The organism is Saccharospirillum impatiens DSM 12546, from assembly GCF_000423605.1.
GTDB lineage: Bacteria > Pseudomonadota > Gammaproteobacteria > Pseudomonadales > Natronospirillaceae > Saccharospirillum > Saccharospirillum impatiens.
The window spans coordinates 21,228-38,568 of sequence record NZ_AUIH01000038.1 but is presented as its reverse complement, the minus strand read 5'-3'; the positions used below and the strand labels follow the sequence as shown (position 1 = coordinate 38,568).

Here is a 17,341-nt window from a genome sequence, read left to right as displayed (position 1 = left end):
AAGGGCCGGGCACTGGACAATATATTTGTCGAGCGGCTCTGGCGTTCCGTCAAGTACGAGGAAGTGTATCTAAAGCAATATCAGACGATGCAGGAAGCACGGGACGGCTTGAGTGCCTACTTCCGGTTTTACAACCATGAGCGGCCGCATCAATCGCTCAACAACAGGACACCGGCAGAAGTACATGGCACTGCTGTGCAATGGCTGCAAGCCGCGTAAGAATACAATTTAACCCATAGGGCATTTTACCTTAATTTAATGCATTAGTGGTCTTGACAGTGGGGTCCACAATAGCCTTCGAGGTAGCCGATAGCGAGCAAGTATAGATTTTTAAGATCTATGGTTCTTTATTAGGAAATCAATAAAGACACCCATCCTCACGAATTGGTCATGAAATCGAAGCGACCTATTCAGACGAAGACCATGAGATCGTTACGAATGATTTGCCACAAGATGCCGCGAGTATCACCCGAGAAGGCATTGTTCGCGCATGGATCTACCAAGAAAATGGTGGTGACCATTGGGGGGCTCGAAGCTTCCCAAATGACGCGGCATCCAGGGATTTCCGCATTGCGGAAGGCGGGGCCGACGAAGAGGGCAGTATGGGCTTCAATCACATTGTTTGGAAGCGAATGTATGGTGATGAAAACGACTGTGCCAGCATTCGAGGGTATTTACTGAATAATGGACATCCCGATGGTGCGGAGAATATTAATATGTACCACCCCAAAAACAGCTTGCTCGGTTTTGCTATGGCCGCGTCCGATGAAGACTGCGGTGCATCCAATGGATTGTATCGGGCGTTCTCTGACATGCCTAGCTACACCACAGCCATACCAGTCAACCAACGGCCTGAGGCTTACTGTTACGAGCCGGTACCAAGGGGCGATGAAAGCTGTGCCAACGGTGATGCTGATAACATCCATGAGTTCAACGCCGTAGAAGACCATGCCTTAAACTTATTGGTCAAAGCCATGGTCGCCTACAACCGGGGGACCGGTAGTTTGAACACGCATCACTATTTTTCGGATTTGCTGCTGAGTAGTGAGGCAAGCATCAGTGACGGGGAATACCGATCCACCGCCTTTGGTTATGCCATGCGCATTAAAGAGCACACGCAAACCTTAGATACCGTTGACGGTTATTTGCCATACGTCACCTACATCTGGCAAGGCTCAGAAGCGGTCGAGGATGACCCGGATACGGATGCAGATGAAGCTCAAGCGGCTTGGTGTTATGTTTATGGAGAGGTAGAGTGGATGGAGGGGGAAGATTTTAGTGAAGTAAGAGCAGCCGCATCTCCATTCGATTTGACAGGGCGACCGCAAGTACCAGAGGGGCAAGTATTGTGTCAATGAATAATAAATTTAGGCTATGTGTATTTGGCTGCTTCGCAGTTTACTCTTCCAATAGTTTAGGCTTGGATTTAGTTGGCGCTGTCCCTTACGACAGAGGTATTGCTCCAAGAACAAATGAGCAGAGAGAAGCGTCCTACGTAGTTTATGATGTTTTAGCAGCGCGCCCAGACGTAAATGAATTATCGTTACTCGCTTTAACGAATTTAGACCAAGGCAATGAATGGTATGCATTTTCTCGAGAAATGTTTTTGTATAGGGTTAAGTTCTCCGATGCAAGTTACATGAGTGCTTTGTCCCTTACCCGGTGGCCAACCGAAGTGAATGACGAGTCACTGGGTGCCTTCACGTCTAATTACTCCGGCGATTGGTACGACTACGGATTAACACTTGATACCTGGGTAGACCGAAAAGGCATTGGCTGCTTAAGCGATGCGCCGCTGCGTTACGGTGATATTGAGGACGACGGGATTAGTGAACTGGTGTTAATGCTCGGGGATGTTGATCGAACCTTAGATATTTTAGTGTTTTCGCCTGAGCAAGAAACGGTGACCTTTGGTATGCGTGCCGCCTTTCAGGATTCGTTCCCAGCTGAATTCCCTGACAAAGCCGGCTATGAGTATGTGTCAGAAATAGACATGCGCAGCCCGTATCCAGCGGAACGCATCTACGCCAAAGTGTTTGTCGGTGAATTTGATGGTGATACCGAAACCACTAACGAACTGATCGTCTGGCGCAAACGCTTCAATCCATATCCAGTCGGCTCAAGCAACCAAGGGTTTTATCTCGATCAATCATCCTTTGAGCATTATGTACAAGTCGATGAATATCAAAGACAGGCAACGGATCAAGCCACTGTCCAGCAGTGGCTCGCCTCGAAGAACTTGCGCTGGCCCGATGGATACCCGAACGTCTCGGAATGCGAAGGACAAGAAGGTGAGTTGATTCCCGAGATGCACGACCCCTTGCTAAATGATCCGGATGTACTTCAGTAGTGCTTATTGATGTTCGCCAGCACAAGACGTAATTACCTCATTGTACTGACTTGCCTGGCGCTGTCGGCGTGGCCCGGCACCGTCAGTGCCTTTGGCATCGCCTCCCTGATGAACGCACCTGATCCTCGCTGGGGGTTCATCAATAACCGTCAGTTCGTCAGCGGGTACGTCTACACCCGGGGCATCTACAAGAACGAACAGGGCTACCCGGTGTATGTGGAATACAACGCCCAGGGCGAAGAAGTCGCCGAAATCGGCCCACTTGACCCGAATGGCCCCTACGCCAATACCCGCATCATGGCGGCCCGCGAATACCAGGCTTATGTCGAGCAATATGAAGCCGACTTACAACAGTTTCGCGACACCAACCCGGGAACCGACGACCCCGAGCGCCTGACCCTGGCCGAGTACCAGGCCCGCATTGAAACACTGACCACCGCCACCGACCCAGCCGAACCCTGGACCGGTACCGAAGCCGATACCAACCTGAACCCGGGCACCCTCAGCGTGTTGGTGCGCCCACAAAGCCTGTTGTACACCCCAACGTCCCCCTATCTGATGCGCCAATACCCCATTGACCTGACTCAGTATCAGTCGATGGCTGGCCAGACCGGCTCGTTGCTGATCGACCAGAATGGCCAGATCGTGCGCACCAGCCAATACCGCATTGCCCCGCGTGCCGTTTACTACGAGAACCCAAACGCCACTTCGCCGGAAGACCGTTTTGAGTCCTCACCCTTTGTGTCGGGTTTTATTCGTTCACAAGGCACCGTACCGACCCTGACCAACCCGATTCAGGCGCTGCCGTTGTCGACCGGTCTGGCCTCACTGGGTGCTGCCGCCACGAACGAGAGTGGCAAGTACTCGATGATGATTACCGCCACCCCGTGTCCGACCTTCTTTTACCAGTACACCGAAGCCGTTTCGGGCCAGGTTCCCTACCGTGCTTTTAACCCGGACATCAGCGGCCAATACTGGTACCACATTACTCGTACCTTCCCGTTCATCTGTAACGGCATGGCCACCTACAACTTCCAGCCGGGCACCAACCCACCGATCGCGCTCGACTTCCCGATCGACGTCAACATTTTAACCGGCTCTATCCGCCTGCCCGGCGTCGAACTGGCAGCCCCAGGCACCGCCCCGGTGTACGACCTGGACACCCCAGACGCCTTTACCCAAACCAATGCCGATTACTACGACTTTGATTTGGACGGCACGCCAGACACTACTTACTGCGGTGTACAGAATGCCGAAGGCCACTTCGTGCAGGAAGCAGACTGCCAGGTAGCCACCGTACAAGGGGTGTATCTTTCTACCGCACCCAACGACCCCGAAGGCGAAGGCTGCAGCGACGACTTCACTGCCGACCTGTGCCAACCGAACCTGCTGCGGGTGATCGACCTGGAACGCGAAACGGGCGATAAAGCCCTGGTCTCACAACTGGCCCCCGAGCACCTCAAAGACACCGACCTGTTCATTATCCGCCAGGCCACCGGCCAACTGATCGCCCAGCGCCAGGGCCTGAAAGATGACGAAGACGCCTACGAACCCGCCGGCCCGGATGGCCTGGCGGACAACGACCTCAACCTGGTGGAAGGCGAACTTCGCGTCGACTTTGGCATGGTCATGCGCGGCGTTCAGGACCTCTCCTACCAATACGGAACCTTCGCCGCCATGCGCGAAGAAGGTGGCTTCAGCGATTGGCAAGCCAAAGGCAACATGGCCCCGGAACTATACGAACACCGCACCGCCGACCAGGTACGTGCTGGCGAGACGCTGGAAGTCTGGGCCATTAACCGGGTGACCGGCTACCTCGGCCACTCAGAGATCGTAGTGGGTGAAGACCAACTCAGCGACGGCCTGCTCGACACCAAGGTACCCGACATCGAACTGTTGGCCCCCAACCTGAAAATCTGGGCCGAACGGCGCTACAACATTGAAGCGGGCCTCACCAAAGACGAACAACGCGACTACCTGATCAGCCACGAAGGCGCCGGCGAAGGCGACGACACCTTCATTCAAATATTCGTTGAATGGCTCGACCAGGATGGCAGCGCCCTGCCAGATGCCCTGACCGACTATGGCTACACCGGTCGCCTGGCCTACGTATCGGGCGAGAACACCCTAAGTGACGCCAGCCAGGCGGGCCAGGCCCGGTTCAATGTTCAGCCGGGCAAGCACTCTGAGCTGCTGCGCTTGCCAAGTGCCAGTGACAATAACCTGCATTATTACGTGCAGGTTAACGGGATACCGTTCAACGATTACACCGACTTTGCGTTGGGTGGACAGAACCGCATTGGTGACGTGAGTTTTGAAGGGACTGCTGAGAATAATTATCGCCCGGAGCGCTTTGTTCCGATTAAAGTACCTTTGTACAATGAGTCGGCCAACACCCTTCAATATCAAGCTTACCTCGCGGAGCGAGCACGCCTTGCAGCAGAAGAGGAATTCGATGCGATAGAGAATCTGCCGAAACCAGCGCCACTTCACGATTGGGTCTATCGTCCCGAATATCAGTACAGCGTATTTGATCTGGTTATAGATGAATTCAGGCGCACTACCCAGGATGAGCAAAGCGACACTACGACAGATATCTATCAGGACTCCACACCGACCTTGTCATCTTTGGACGAAGCAGTCTCCGTTCTATACGACTTGGGTTACTCCGATTTAAGTTTATTGCCGTCTTTGGATGGAAAAAAACAACTGGTATTCAACCTGGGTGAGAACGAGCTGGAAGTATCCCTTTCAGAGAACGGCACCCTCGCTTTTAACGACCTGAGCAGCCTTGCACTGATTGAGCCTGAAGACTTTCTGACGGCCAGTCTGTATATGAACAGCGATGCAGGCAACCTACTCTGGCAATATGCGTTTGAATACATGGTGGTTGAACCCCTGGTGACGGGGATTGTGGCTGAACCTCACGAGACGCTGTACGTCTCTGCCGACGAACCAGAGTTCGATTGGAAAGCCCGTCTGGTGGGGTATTCCAGTCGCAACCCCGATGTCAAGGAACCGGTTAACCTGCGTTGGCTGATTTCGGGTGACGGGGCTATGGATGAAGTCGTTCAGTTCAACGACAGCAATGGCCTGTTTCTGAACCGTATCGTCATGCCCACCACGGCCGGTTCAACCGCCAAGATTGAGATAGACATGATGGGTACCGACATGGCGCCCATAGCCCTGCCCACCATCGAAGTGATTCCGGGAGAGCCACACACCATAAGCTATAGCACATCCGGAAGCTTGGCCACCGAGACGTCTTTGACGCAAGATTTTTTCGTCACCGTTCGAGACAAAAACGGAAACCTGGTACAAGACGGCACGCCCGTCGATGTGTTCACCCACAGCAGTGTGGAACTGGCCGATGCAGAACTGGAAACCAGCGATGGCACGATGCGGTTCTCGATTGTTGGCGGCCCTTTCGAAGGGCCCGCCTCGGTAACCATTAAATCGGCTGACGCCAGCAGAGAGGTGGCCGTTCAGGTTAACCCCTTGAATATTGAACTGGATTATCCACAAGCTTTGGATGTAGGCCAGACGGGGACGGTAACTGCCAGGGTAACCGACCACGAAGGCAATGCAGTGGCCAATGTCGATGTCGTGTTGAAGAGCACTTTTGCCTATGTTGGCAGCAGCGTCATCACAACCGACGGCCAGGGGGTGGCGAAAACGAGCATTACAGCCCCTAAAGGCGTCCGTGATGGCGAGCTGACAGCCATGGTGGGAATGAGCAGTTACACCAAGACCTACTATTCGGTAACGGACCCTGACAATAACCTGGGCAATTTACAAGCCAATGCTCTAACACTAGTCGGTGACCAAGCTGAGACCGGAATCATCAGCTATGCCCGCTACGACGACTCAGTAGCTGAAATTCCCTATCGTATTGAAGGCACGGTCACCGTAACCGGCAGCCCGGGTGACGCCGTAAATCTAAGTCTGGGCGATGTTTACGCCCCTAACAGGGCATTACTCGCCGCCTACATGATGAACGACCTCGACCAGGGACTGGTTCAGAACCAAGCAGGGCAGAATGGCCTATTGGCGCAGGGCGTTCGGCGTGTCAACGATGCTATGATCGGCCAGGGCCACAGCATGCAGTGGCTGTACAACCCGGATGTTCCAGCACTGATGTATGGCGACAATCTGGAGAGCATTGGGGGCTTTACAGGCATTGCCTGGACCGCTGAACTCAAGCTGGACGATTTGCTGTCCAGAAGCCAGCGCCTGACACAAGACGACCCAACAAACCCCGACGCAGGTGATACTCCCGCTGAGATTATTAACCTTGGGCAAGGGGGGCAGACTCTCACAGTAACGCCTGAAGGTGCCATTAAACTCAGCGTGCGGACGAGTACGGACACGGCTGAAGTGGTGTCCGCACCATTGGAACTCGAAGCATGGCATCGTATTGCCGTGACGACCGACAGCAACCAGTTAACCCTGTGGGTCGATGACAACAGCTACGAATCGCCCCTGCCATCAACCATTGACTATCAATGGACCCAGTATAATGACCCACTGTTAAAGCGTGACAGTGCCTTACCGCATGATCTTATTCTGGGTAAAGGACTGATAGGGCGTATAAATGGTCTGAAATTCTATAACCCTGACAGCCAACCGCTGATTACCCTGAATGGTACGGGTGAGGTTGCGTCGGTGTCTTTTGAAGACAGTGGCGCACAGTCAGTTCTGCTGAAAAGCCAAGGCCTGATGCGTCCCGGTGCCTCCGAGCTGGATACCCAGCGAATAGCCATAACTACCGGAGAGACACGACAGTATGTATCTCTCGTCTCCACATCCCTGTTCACCGATATGGCTGGCTTCTACGCAACACATCTGGCAGAAGAGGCCCCGCCGATTGAATTGGCATTCAACGGCCAGTCACCGACCGAAGAGCAATTGGCTGAGTTAATAACCCTCAGCAAATACTCAGCGTTTGATCCCTTTGGCCCCACTTACCCCTGGTCGAAGACCGCCCATGCTGCCTTTGGGTTGGGCTTCCTGTGGGATGCGATCAATTTCCTGATCCCGCTCGAAAGTGCTGCCATTGTGTTCGAACAATTGGCCTTATTGGCAACGGACCCGGAGGAGTTCGATGCCATGGAGTTCACCATCGCCGCAGTGGATGTACTCACAATATTCCCGCCTGCGAAACCACTGAAACTCGTCACCAAGCCCATGCAAGTGATGATGAGGGGAATAGCCAGAACAAACCCCAAATTCAGCAAACATTTTGCCGGCATGTTGGGCCGAGTCATGAGCAAAGCTAAGCAGGGAGACTTCGATACTCTGTGGAACCTGCTGCCGTTTATGGTGATCGCGGTTGACCTGTATTCGGATGAAGAGGCGCGCGAAGGCTTGGAACTGATCTGGTCAAGCGTCTCCAGCCCCGATGACCTCCTGGCCTGGGTCGACTGGCTCGGGTTGCCAGGTGAAGCCTGGGAGGGTGACGAAACGCCGGAAGTGGATGCCTTTGCCGCGCTAACCAGCCCAGCTTTCATGAGTGTCGCGAGAACAGCCTACGCGGCACCCAGAGTGTCGCCCAGAGTAGCCTCGACGGCTATCAAGAATGCACTCATACAAATGGGACGTAAGCTAGATGGGCAGAAAATTCTAAATCTTCCCAGGCAATTAGCGACCATGGTCGAGGAAGTCAAACATATCGATGGCGCAGCCTTGAGAAAGTATGTACACAGCCCCGAAATGCTGGGCAGCCTAGCAACAGTTTCTGCCAAAGGGGGTGTCCGAAACATCCGGCCGTTTATAAGAGGTAAAACCAACGCCCGCATTAGCCCGATTGGGACCCTAGCGATAACGGCTTATATTGGCTGGGAAATGAGTTGTGGGAAGCTTTTGGACGCCTATGACGATTATCAGGACGATGGTGGGAACGATGGCTACACCCCGCCAGACTTAGGGCAAGGAACGGATGAAACCCTGGATGACAGTGCCTATAGTGAGATGCTCACGACACTGGAATGCGATAGCAAAGGGCTAAGGGGTGGTCGGAACCGTGCTCAGGTCTATATTCTGTTTGGTAAGTTATTGGGCGATGCAACCAATACCTATTTAACCGATGAGGACATCAACAAAGAAGACAGCGTCTTGTCCAACAATTTTGTCGGCGGTGGCCATGGGGCGTTGTTTCACTTGAGTCAAATAGCCAAATACCAAGCATTGCATCGTGCAGGGGGGCCAGCGATTAAAGAAATCGAGGGGCATCGGAAGATTTGGTTGTATAAAGATGAAGTTGCTGCGAACGGTGGGCGAATAGTAGTTGATAAGAGTGATACTGAATTTTCAAAGAGAATACAGAACACCTACGAACGTTATGTTGATATTGTTCTAGGGGACGGCGATAGCGAAAGTTGGGTTGAGTTGAAGTCTTATTCTTCAAAGGGCAATAGTGGTAATGAACGGTATTGGCCAGCCAGTTTCATAAATCGTAAGGCGGACTCATGGAACTATAATACTGGCGTGAAAGACTGGCAAAGCCTGCACCGGCAGTTTTCATTGGATAGGGCGGCAGCTCAGGTTGGGCATGCTCGGTTCAATGACGATGAAAATGAAATCGCAACTGTAACTGTTAGTTCAGATTTTCTGTGGCTATTTCAGAAGTTTAACGTACCCAAGAATAAGACCAAACAAAGAACCAAGGATTCTCAAAACGTCCGCTTGGGCTCAGAGGGTACCGAGCACACTATTTTGGATGCAATGTCGCAAAAGCCGATAAAGAATGGTGAGAGTCAGAAATATGAGAAGGTATATCAGGCGAACATGGCGGGGTATATTTCAATGAGCAGTCACATTCAGTACGCAGGCCTAAAAGACTTGCTGCTCAGTCTCGCTGATATGGGGTTTGATGCGGCTACAGACGCCATTGACCTAATTCCAGAGGAGATAATTGAATGACTGTGAGAGAGATAGAAAAACCGGATATGAGCTTCACTGAAGACCTTTGGTGGCAGAAACGGCGGGAAGCATTGTGGCAGCAGTATTGTGAATTCCAGTACGATGGAGTGAGGAAAAGTAAACTTAAAGTCCTTGAAAAGTATTTTTTCACAGGGGAGCTAGAATCACCTAAAGACCATGGAAGGGGTAGCCCGGGTTTTTTAGGTAGCCGAATTGATACCTTTCCATTACGTAAGCCTGAAGGCTGGGATTACGTTATCTATACTTTTGGCGGCTATGACCGATTGAATTTAGAGATGAAGCAGCTGCTAGAAAATAAGGTTTTGGCGAGCCTAACGAATCGGGGCTGGACCCTGGAGGAGGAGCTTGCATTATGGGATCACTTCTTGCCAGAGAGGTATCAGACAATAATCAAGTCGCCTGTGTTTGCAAAGCGACAGCAAAGTTTTCTAGAGGGTGAGTTGCATATTGATGTAGTTGTAATGCATTACTCAGTTAGAGTCGAAAATATTTTAGATGGATTGGCGGGATCTTCACCAAAGTATATATATAGGCCTGGATATTTGCTTTCGGCGATTGAGGAGATAACTCCTGAGGATATTAGTAGTATCAAATACTTGGATAAAAACCTACAGAACTTGATGAAGTTGTGCTTTAGGAGTCACGACAGTGCTTTACCAGAGTTTAAATATCCCATAGATAACTTCATTCGAGAGTTTAAACAAAACATGGAAACATTGCGGTTTGATCCGATAGTTAAAGCCATCTGGGAAGATGTGAAACGGGAGCATAGTTGATGGAGATTTATGTAACGATCAAAGGTAAGGTTGAGCCTGATAAAATGGCCGAATTTAATGGTCTGTTTGATTTGATGGTCGCCGGTAAAACTGGCGCAGCGCTGGAGACCTATGGCGAAGACACCTTTCCAGCGGCTGAATCCACTCTGGAAAAAGTGCTCGATAAGTTTGAGGCTGCCTACGACAGCATCAACCTGGAAAGCTATACCCTAGAGCAAGGCAAGCTGACATTGAATTTCATGGGCAGTTACGCCTTGGAGCAAATTCTGCCTGATCTACAAGTGTGGTTACTCGCCTGCGGTGTAAAGGATGTTGAGCTAGAGGGAAACTGGGTTTAAGAGTTAAGGCGCCCAAACCCAGGCAACTGTGCCTTGTATCGCCGCAATAGGTACGCTGCCAAAGGAACGGCTGTCAGAACTGTAGTCGGGGTTATCACCCAGTAGCCAAACCGAGCTGGTTGTCGAAGGGTAACCGTCAGGGAGTGGCGATACCCGTTTAATAAGAAAGTAATTCATCGTGCCTGTTTTGGCGATGACGATACTGCCCATTTCGGGTGCTTCATGCACGCTTGGATCAACGATCACCCAATCCCCCTGCTGCAACGTTGGCCACATAGACTGGCCCTGTATTTTATAGAAATCCGCACCGAGCAGTAGGGCTGGGTTGAACACTAGCCAAAGCAGCACTACGACCCAAAAACAGGGAATACCAACCAGAGTCCACTTATTGCGTGGCCAGGCCAGATTCTGCTGCTTTGATGACTTAATTAACTCGACGAAAACTTGTAAAAGGGATGTGAGTGTCAGACAGAGCCATAAAGCAGAAAAACCAATTAAAAAGGCTATGGCGCTGTGCCTATCAAGTAAGACGTTGAATCTATTGCCCACCAAGATTGCGAGCGCTGGTAGGCCACACGCTATGACTCCCAGCTTCTTGTTGCTTAAGAACACTTGCGTTAGGCCGGGTACGGGTGTGCTTGAAAGCAATAATAGCGTATGTAGGTATTTCTTTATCTGCATTTGGGGGTTTCTTCAATCAACTCCGACGCTCTGCTCGGTGCACATGCTGACTTGTAGAGGCAGTGTAGTCCTAAACGGTTTTCCGGAGAAGACTGCTAATGTAAGTATCGACCGATAGTGGCTCAGTTTAGCGAGTTGAAGTTAACCCCTGACCATAGCCGACAGCGCTTTTCCAATGAATACCCGTCGTTCAGAGTGCTTGCAGTATTTCCGTATTTTTTACCCCTTTCCTCCATCCCAAGCGTTTAACCCCTGAAACCGCCATAACGGCGGCCGTTAAGAAAAAGGGGATATCGCATGTCCAACCGTATTCACAGCCTCTGGCTGACAACCGCCGTACTCGCCGCCTGCTCCAGTCAGGAACCCATGATGCTTGAATCCGATCAGGGTCAGCCTGACGCACCAACCACGGAAGTTCGGCCTGTATTACAAACGGACGCCGCTGGGGAGGCAGAAAAATCGGCTTCGGGGCAAGAGTATGCCGCAACTCTGGGCGATCTGGCTCAGCCAGCTGCTCGGTCTGACAGTATGGCGAGTATGCTCTACCCAGTGCCCAGCCCGGAGTCGCCGGTTTATTCGGAGCCTGATCGTGAACGTTACGAGGCGGCTGAGGTAAACCCGATTCATCGGGTAGCCGAAACGCCGGTGTCTACCTTCAGTATTGATGTCGATACCGCCAGTTACAGCAACATGCGGCGCTTTCTGGGGCAGGGTGTGATGCCCCCGGAAGACAGCATTCGGGTAGAAGAACTGCTCAACTATTTTGATTATCACTATGCAGGGCCGGGTAACAGCGAGCACCCGTTTGCCATTAATACCCAGCTGGCACCTACTCCCTGGAACGAAAACACTCAACTGCTGCGAATTGGGGTTCAGGGGTATGAAGTCGAGCCAGAGGCGTTGCCCTCCATGAACCTGGTATTCTTGCTGGATGTTTCCGGTTCGATGAATCAGGCCGATAAACTGCCCCTGCTGCAGCGCGCCTTTGGTTTGCTGGTCGATCGGTTAAGGCCCGAAGATAAAGTCGCCATTGTTGTGTACGCCGGGGCCTCGGGGGTTGTGCTTGAGCCTACGGGCGGTGATGACCGTGCCCGGATTCAACAGGCATTGAACCAGTTGCAGGCAGGGGGCAGCACCCATGGTAGTGCGGGCATTCAACTGGCCTATCAGGTTGCAGAGGAACATTTTCGGGATGGTGGCATTAACCGGGTAATACTCGGCACCGACGGTGACTTCAATGTGGGGGTGACGAACCTCGATGACCTGAAAGCGTTGATCGAGACTAAGCGGGAGAGCGGTGTGTTTTTCAGCGCCCTCGGGTTTGGCACCGGTAATTATAACGATCAGCTGATGGAAGAACTGACCAACCTCGGCAATGGCACGGCGTATTACATTGATCAGTTCAGCGAAGCGCGCAAAGTGTTTGCCGAAGATCTAACTGGTACTCTGCATACCATCGCTAAAGACGTGAAAATACAAGTCGAGTTCAACCCCGATCAGGTCGCGGAATATCGGTTGATTGGGTACGACAACCGGCAGTTGCGCCGGGAAGATTTCAATAACGACCGGGTCGATGCGGGCGATGTAGGTGCCGGGCATTCTGTGACGGCGCTGTATGAAGTGGTGCCTGCGCAAAGCGATTTCCGGTTCAACGACCCGCTGCGGTATCAGCAAAGCCAGGGTACAGACACCCCCGCATCAGAAATGGCCTTCGTTAAGCTGCGCTACAAATTGCCGGATCAGGACAGTAGCCGTTTGATGACCCAACCTGTTGAGGCCGGTTCGGCGGTTCAGACCATGGATGAAGCCATGCAGTTTGCGGCAGCCGTGGCCGGATTTGGCGAGTTGTTGCGGGGCAGTTACTATGTCAACGACTGGTCGGTGCGCGAGGCGCGTGAGCTGGCGCTAGCCGCCATCGGTGAGGATGCCTTTGGCTACCGTCAGGAATTGCTTCAGCTCATGCACAATGCCGAGGCACTATCCCCTTTTTGAAACTAGTGCCTCATTGAAACAGGAACGCACGTTGCCGTGACGCTGTTAACCAACGTACAAAGCTGGCTTTCGGGCCGGGGCTCTAGAGCCCCGGCCGATCCCGATAGCCAGTTGATGTGGCGCTATCGTCAGGCCGGGGATGCCGACTTGCTGGCCCGCCTGATGCACAGCACGGGCGACGATCTGTATCACTTCCTGTTAACCCAGACGGATGCCACCCTGGCCGATGACCTGTACCAGGGCGTTTGGCTCAGGGTGATGGAGCGTCGGCATCAATACGAGCCAGGTACAGCCACGTTCAAAACCTGGTTGTTTACGCTGGGCCGGAATTTGATGATCGATGAGCTGCGGCGACAGAAACGCTGGTCTGCAACGGATCTGGAGGCTGGTGAAAATGACTTAGCCACTACCGCTCAGTTTCACACCCAGCCGCTGGAAAGCACGGTCGCCCTTGATAACCTTCACCAGCATTTTGACCAGGCATTAATGGCCTTACCCTTTGTGCAACGTGAGGCATTCGTATTACAGCAGGAAGGCTTCAGCTTGAACGACATCAGCGACATTACCGGCATCGGCCAGGAAACCATCAAGAGCCGGCTTCGTTTTGCCCGTCAAACCTTACAGCAACAGTTGGAGTCGCATCATGGCCCCGCATGACGATGACCGCATGGTTTCGCAGGATGATGATCTGTCATCGCTATACCAGCAGCGCAAGCGCCGTCACCCGGCACCAGAGCAGCTGAACAACGCTGTGTTGTCTGCCGCTAAAGAAAGAGCCACTGATCGCGCTGGAGGTTTTGGCTGGAAGGGTGCTGTGTCTTCCGTTGCGGCAGCTGTGGTGATTGTCGTCTTGGGTGTGAACTTTCTTGAAGATCCTCTGCAACCGGTTAGTGAAACCTTTAGCGTTCAGTCCGACAGCTCAGGCAATGGGTTGGCCGATTCCGAGGAAGCCCTGGTGGCTGAGATAACGGCCAGTGATGCCATCGCGCCACCGGCAAAAAAGGCGGCCGCTCCTGCACCCCGGGAAGAGGCCCGTCGCGCTGAGTCGGTCGAACCGGATGTTGTCGAGCCCACACTCGCATTTGAATCTGAGCCACCCGTGATGCTGGACGATCAGCCGATAGCGTTTGGCAGTAGCCGTATAGCCCCCCAAGCAGACCCAATGAAGCCGACTATTTTAAAAGTAATAACCGGGCGCGACGAAGAGTTCCAACAATGCGATGGCAGTGTGTTTTCGGCGGAAATTACCGGAGCACCGGCGAGCGGTTGGTTTGAACTGACGTGGTCGGAAGAAGGAAAAGTCTCTGAGGTAACAGCACTGGGTGAGAAGTCGCCCTGTTCACGGCCATAGTGCGATAACGATGACCCCAGGCAGTAAACAAGCATCGACCTCGGGCTGAGCCCGGGGTCGATTTAACGCGTAGGTTTGGCTGGGTAGACTTAGCCAGTAATCCGACGCTGCGCCCGGAACTGCTTCAGCAGCGGACGTGGATCCTGGCTCAATGGCAGTTGGATGGCCATCTTCAGTTCGGCACTGGTGTAACCAATGTCTTCCAGCATGCTGTCGTCATAACGCAGCAGGTTGATCAGTTTGCGACGATACTGCCAGGCACGGTAGGTGCGGCCAGCCGACTTCAACAAGTGAAGCGGGGGCATGGATGGCATGTAGAATTCGGGTACCTGAGCAACGGCAGGCATTTGAACAGGGGTGTTGAGACCGATAGCTGTCATGGTGCTCTCCTAAAAACAGCAAATGTGTAGTGTTTACGGTCTGTTCAATTAGTAGGCAGATCGCGGCGCGGATTATGCTTATCCGACCGGTCAAGATCAATCGTAAAAGTGGGTATTTATCACTTAAATACAAAATATTACTGGTTTATTGACGGCGCCGGTAAAACGGCGGTTTGTGAGGCGTTTCATCACCTCACTTTGACAACCCGCGACCACCCAAGCCAACCCTTCCTGACCCAGATAATAAACGCACGTCGACACCGGTCACATTTAACGGTGTGCACGCCTTCGGTTTTGGCCGGGTAGTCGGCCGTGAAGGGTGCGCTGCAAAACGGACACTGCACGGCCATGGCGGAACTCTCTATTCATGCCGGGCTTCTGCCGGGTTACTGGGGCGCCGTCGCCTGGCGCGCTTCCAGATAGGTGATCTGGTTCAGACCGTTGATGTACTGCTGCATCATGTCGGCCCGTTCGGCGTCGCTCAGGTTGGCGGCCTGAAGTTGTTTGTCGAAGGAGGCCTTGAGCATGTCGAATTCAAAGTCGACGGTTTTCAGAACGCCCTGAATGCTGTCGCCGCGGCGTACGTTGCTCAGCCGTAGGTCGCCGTTGTCTTCAAAGAAGACGTCGAGGCTGTCGGTGTCGCCGAACAGGTTGTGCAAGTCACCGAGAATCTCCTGGTAGGCACCGACCATAAAGAGACCCAGCCAGGGCTTTTCGTTGGGTGTCCAGTCGGGCAGGGGCAGGGTGGTTTCCACACCTTCGCCGTCAACATAAGCATTGATGCGGCCGTCGGAGTCGCAGGTAATGTCCTGAATCACGCCGCGTTCAGTCGGTTCCCGGTCGAGCCCGGTGAGCGGCAGTATCGGGAATATCTGGTCGATACCCCAGATGTCGGGTACCGATTGAAATACCGAGAAGTTCACAAACAGCTTGGTCGCCAGCTTTTCGTTCAAATCGTCGATCATGCCCCGGTGGCTGCTCTTGCTGGGGTTCAGCCGACGACGAATGCCCTGGTTCAAGCTGCGCGCTAGTTCTTCAGCCTGAGCCCGGCCGTGCAGCGACAACTGCCCCAGGTTATAGGCCTGGTGACATTCGCTGAGGAAGTAGCTGGCATCGTGATACAGCTCGGCCAGAGAGCGTTTGCGCGAGTCCAGATCCTGCAGGCAGGACCAGAGCTCCAGCAAGGCGGGCTGCTCTTCACTGTCGGGTCGGCCGACGTCACTGGATTCAGCCCGTTCCTCTTCAATCACATCGGTCAGCAGCACGGCATGATGTGCGGTGACCGCGCGGCCTGATTCACTGAAAATATCCGGGTGGGGCAGGTCGGCCTGCTCAGCCGCCTGACGAAACGCGAACACGACGTTGTTGGCGTATTCCTGAGTGCTGTAGTTCATTGAGCAGGTTGAGCGCGAGCGGGTGCCTTCGTAATCGACCCCGAGGCCACCGCCGACATCAACGCTTTGAATCGGCACGTTCAACTGACGCAATTCGACATAAAAGCGCGCGCATTCGCGCAGCCCGACCTGAATGTCGCGGATGTTGGCAATCTGGGAGCCCAGGTGAAAGTGCAGCAGTTGAAAGGCGTCGGTCATGTTGGCCGCTTTCAGGGCGTCGACTACGCGCAACACTTCAGCAGCGGTCAGCCCGAATTTGGATTTTTCACCGCCGGTGTTCTGCCAGTTCCCCTTGCCGATGGACGATAACCGGGCACGAACACCAATGCGAGGGCGCACCCCGAGCTCCTGAGCAATCTGGATAACCCAGTCGACTTCGCTCGCTTTTTCAACCACCAAATACACCCGGTGCCCCAGTTTTTCAGCGAGCAGTGCCAGGCGAATGAATTCGCGGTCTTTGTAGCCGTTGCAGACAATGGTGGTCTCGCCTTTGTGGGCTTCAGCCATCACCGCCAGCAATTCCGGCTTGCTGCCGGCTTCCAGCCCGATGCGACCATTGCACACCTTTTGCTGGCCATTGATGATCTCTTCGACCACGCGGCGCTGCTGGTTCACCTTGATCGGATACAACGGCTGGTACTGGCCCTGGTAGGCTTCGCTGGCGATGGCCTTGTGAAAGGCATCAACAATGGTGCCGACCCGGTCGTGCAGAATGTGCGGAAAACGCACCAACAGGGGCAGTTGCAGGCCCTGAGCGCGAGCGGCGTCGACGATGCGGGTCAGCGGTACCGGCTGCGCCGCATGGTTAACACTGACACGGCCATCACTGGTGATGCCAAAGTAGTCTTCCGACCAGCGGCTGACGTTGTAGAGTTCAAGTGCGTCGGCAACAGACCAACTCATAGCGTGCGGTTTCCTTGTGGTTAGTTAGTCAAGTGCCGGAGTTAGTTGAGTGGCCAGGGTCCGCGACGGTTACCGGTGGTGCCTCTGCGGGGTCGGCGTGAAACCTTCCCTGGAGCCTAGACCGCAACATCCCTGTTGCGGACTCCCCCGCAGAGGCACCACCGGCACCTGTCGCTCGCGCCGTTCGAATGCCGGAACTTGAGTCAATAAAATAAACAGCCTAGCAGGCTTCGC

At 53.4% G+C, this 17,341-nt stretch carries 12 protein-coding genes; 9 read left to right on the top strand and 3 right to left on the bottom strand.

Translation table 11 applies throughout. From position 1 onward, the window contains the following. The 6 genes from G565_RS0115870 to G565_RS0115845 form a co-directional block, all read left to right on the top strand. Positions 1 to 219: integrase core domain-containing protein (locus tag G565_RS0115870; protein ID WP_028671776.1), on the top strand; the 219-nt coding region annotated here is incomplete at its 5' end. Between the two features lie 224 nt (positions 220 to 443). After that, positions 444 to 1,358 carry a hypothetical protein gene (locus G565_RS0115865; RefSeq protein ID WP_028671775.1) on the top strand — a complete coding sequence of 305 codons (915 nt, stop codon included), beginning with the start codon at positions 444 to 446 and terminating at the stop codon, positions 1,356 to 1,358. Further along, positions 1,355 to 2,350: a hypothetical protein gene (locus G565_RS0115860; RefSeq protein ID WP_157600110.1), complete on the top strand. Its 996-nt coding sequence runs from the start codon at positions 1,355 to 1,357 to the stop codon at positions 2,348 to 2,350. Before G565_RS0115865 ends, G565_RS0115860 begins: the two co-directional genes overlap by 4 nt. Positions 2,351 to 2,359: 9 nt before the next feature. Beyond that, complete coding sequence (locus G565_RS0115855) at positions 2,360 to 9,271, top strand: Ig-like domain-containing protein (RefSeq protein ID WP_028671773.1); 6,912 nt, start codon at positions 2,360 to 2,362, stop codon at positions 9,269 to 9,271. Then, on the top strand, positions 9,268 to 10,068 hold the full coding sequence (locus G565_RS0115850) for a hypothetical protein (RefSeq protein ID WP_028671772.1): 801 nt from the start codon (positions 9,268 to 9,270) through the stop codon (positions 10,066 to 10,068). The genes G565_RS0115855 and G565_RS0115850 overlap by 4 nt, the downstream gene beginning before the upstream one ends. Beyond that, positions 10,068 to 10,406, top strand: a complete 339-nt coding sequence (locus G565_RS0115845; protein WP_028671771.1) for a frataxin family protein — start codon at positions 10,068 to 10,070, stop codon at positions 10,404 to 10,406. The genes G565_RS0115850 and G565_RS0115845 overlap by 1 nt, the downstream gene beginning before the upstream one ends. A gap of 3 nt (positions 10,407 to 10,409) precedes the next feature. Here G565_RS0115845 and G565_RS26120 read toward each other — a convergent pair whose 3' ends face one another. After that, on the bottom strand, positions 10,410 to 11,087 hold the full coding sequence (locus tag G565_RS26120) for a S26 family signal peptidase (RefSeq protein ID WP_051208066.1): 678 nt from the start codon (positions 11,085 to 11,087) through the stop codon (positions 10,410 to 10,412). Between the two features lie 297 nt (positions 11,088 to 11,384). Here G565_RS26120 and G565_RS0115835 point away from each other — a divergent pair, with 297 nt between their 5' ends. The 3 genes from G565_RS0115835 to G565_RS0115825 are packed head-to-tail and all read left to right on the top strand — an operon-like array spanning position 11,385 to position 14,430. Next, entirely contained in the window at positions 11,385 to 13,079 is a 1,695-nt protein-coding gene (locus G565_RS0115835) for a vWA domain-containing protein (protein ID WP_211227195.1), read from the top strand. A gap of 36 nt (positions 13,080 to 13,115) precedes the next feature. After that, a complete protein-coding gene (locus G565_RS0115830; RefSeq protein ID WP_051208064.1) occupies positions 13,116 to 13,736 on the top strand; it encodes a sigma-70 family RNA polymerase sigma factor in 621 nt (206 codons plus the stop codon). Next, on the top strand, positions 13,723 to 14,430 hold the full coding sequence (locus G565_RS0115825) for a hypothetical protein (protein WP_028671768.1): 708 nt from the start codon (positions 13,723 to 13,725) through the stop codon (positions 14,428 to 14,430). The genes G565_RS0115830 and G565_RS0115825 overlap by 14 nt, the downstream gene beginning before the upstream one ends. 89 nt (positions 14,431 to 14,519) lie before the next feature. On the opposite strand, the gene G565_RS24460 is transcribed toward G565_RS0115825, so the two are convergent. Then, the gene (locus tag G565_RS24460) at positions 14,520 to 14,810 is read right to left on the bottom strand and encodes a hypothetical protein (RefSeq protein ID WP_037339741.1); all 291 of its coding nucleotides are present in this window, start codon (positions 14,808 to 14,810) and stop codon (positions 14,520 to 14,522) included. A 386-nt stretch (positions 14,811 to 15,196) separates the two neighbouring features. Beyond that, positions 15,197 to 17,107: a biosynthetic arginine decarboxylase gene (speA, locus tag G565_RS0115810; RefSeq protein ID WP_028671767.1), complete on the bottom strand. Its 1,911-nt coding sequence runs from the start codon at positions 17,105 to 17,107 to the stop codon at positions 15,197 to 15,199. Positions 17,108 to 17,341: the final 234 nt, after the last annotated feature.

Excerpts from the sequence above, each read along its gene's own strand:
- G565_RS0115860 (WP_157600110.1), top strand. The coding sequence starts at position 1,355 with ATGAATAATAAATTTAGGCTATGTGTATTTGGCTGCTTCGCAGTTTAC.
- G565_RS0115855 (WP_028671773.1), top strand. The coding sequence starts at position 2,360 with ATGTTCGCCAGCACAAGACGTAATTACCTCATTGTACTGACTTGCCTG.
- G565_RS0115850 (WP_028671772.1), top strand. The coding sequence starts at position 9,268 with ATGACTGTGAGAGAGATAGAAAAACCGGATATGAGCTTCACTGAAGAC.
- G565_RS0115845 (WP_028671771.1), top strand. The coding sequence starts at position 10,068 with ATGGAGATTTATGTAACGATCAAAGGTAAGGTTGAGCCTGATAAAATG.
- G565_RS26120 (WP_051208066.1), bottom strand. The coding sequence starts at position 11,087 with ATGCAGATAAAGAAATACCTACATACGCTATTATTGCTTTCAAGCACA.
- G565_RS0115835 (WP_211227195.1), top strand. The coding sequence starts at position 11,385 with ATGTCCAACCGTATTCACAGCCTCTGGCTGACAACCGCCGTACTCGCC.
- G565_RS0115825 (WP_028671768.1), top strand. The coding sequence starts at position 13,723 with ATGGCCCCGCATGACGATGACCGCATGGTTTCGCAGGATGATGATCTG.
- G565_RS24460 (WP_037339741.1), bottom strand. The coding sequence starts at position 14,810 with ATGACAGCTATCGGTCTCAACACCCCTGTTCAAATGCCTGCCGTTGCT.
- speA (WP_028671767.1), bottom strand. The coding sequence starts at position 17,107 with ATGAGTTGGTCTGTTGCCGACGCACTTGAACTCTACAACGTCAGCCGC.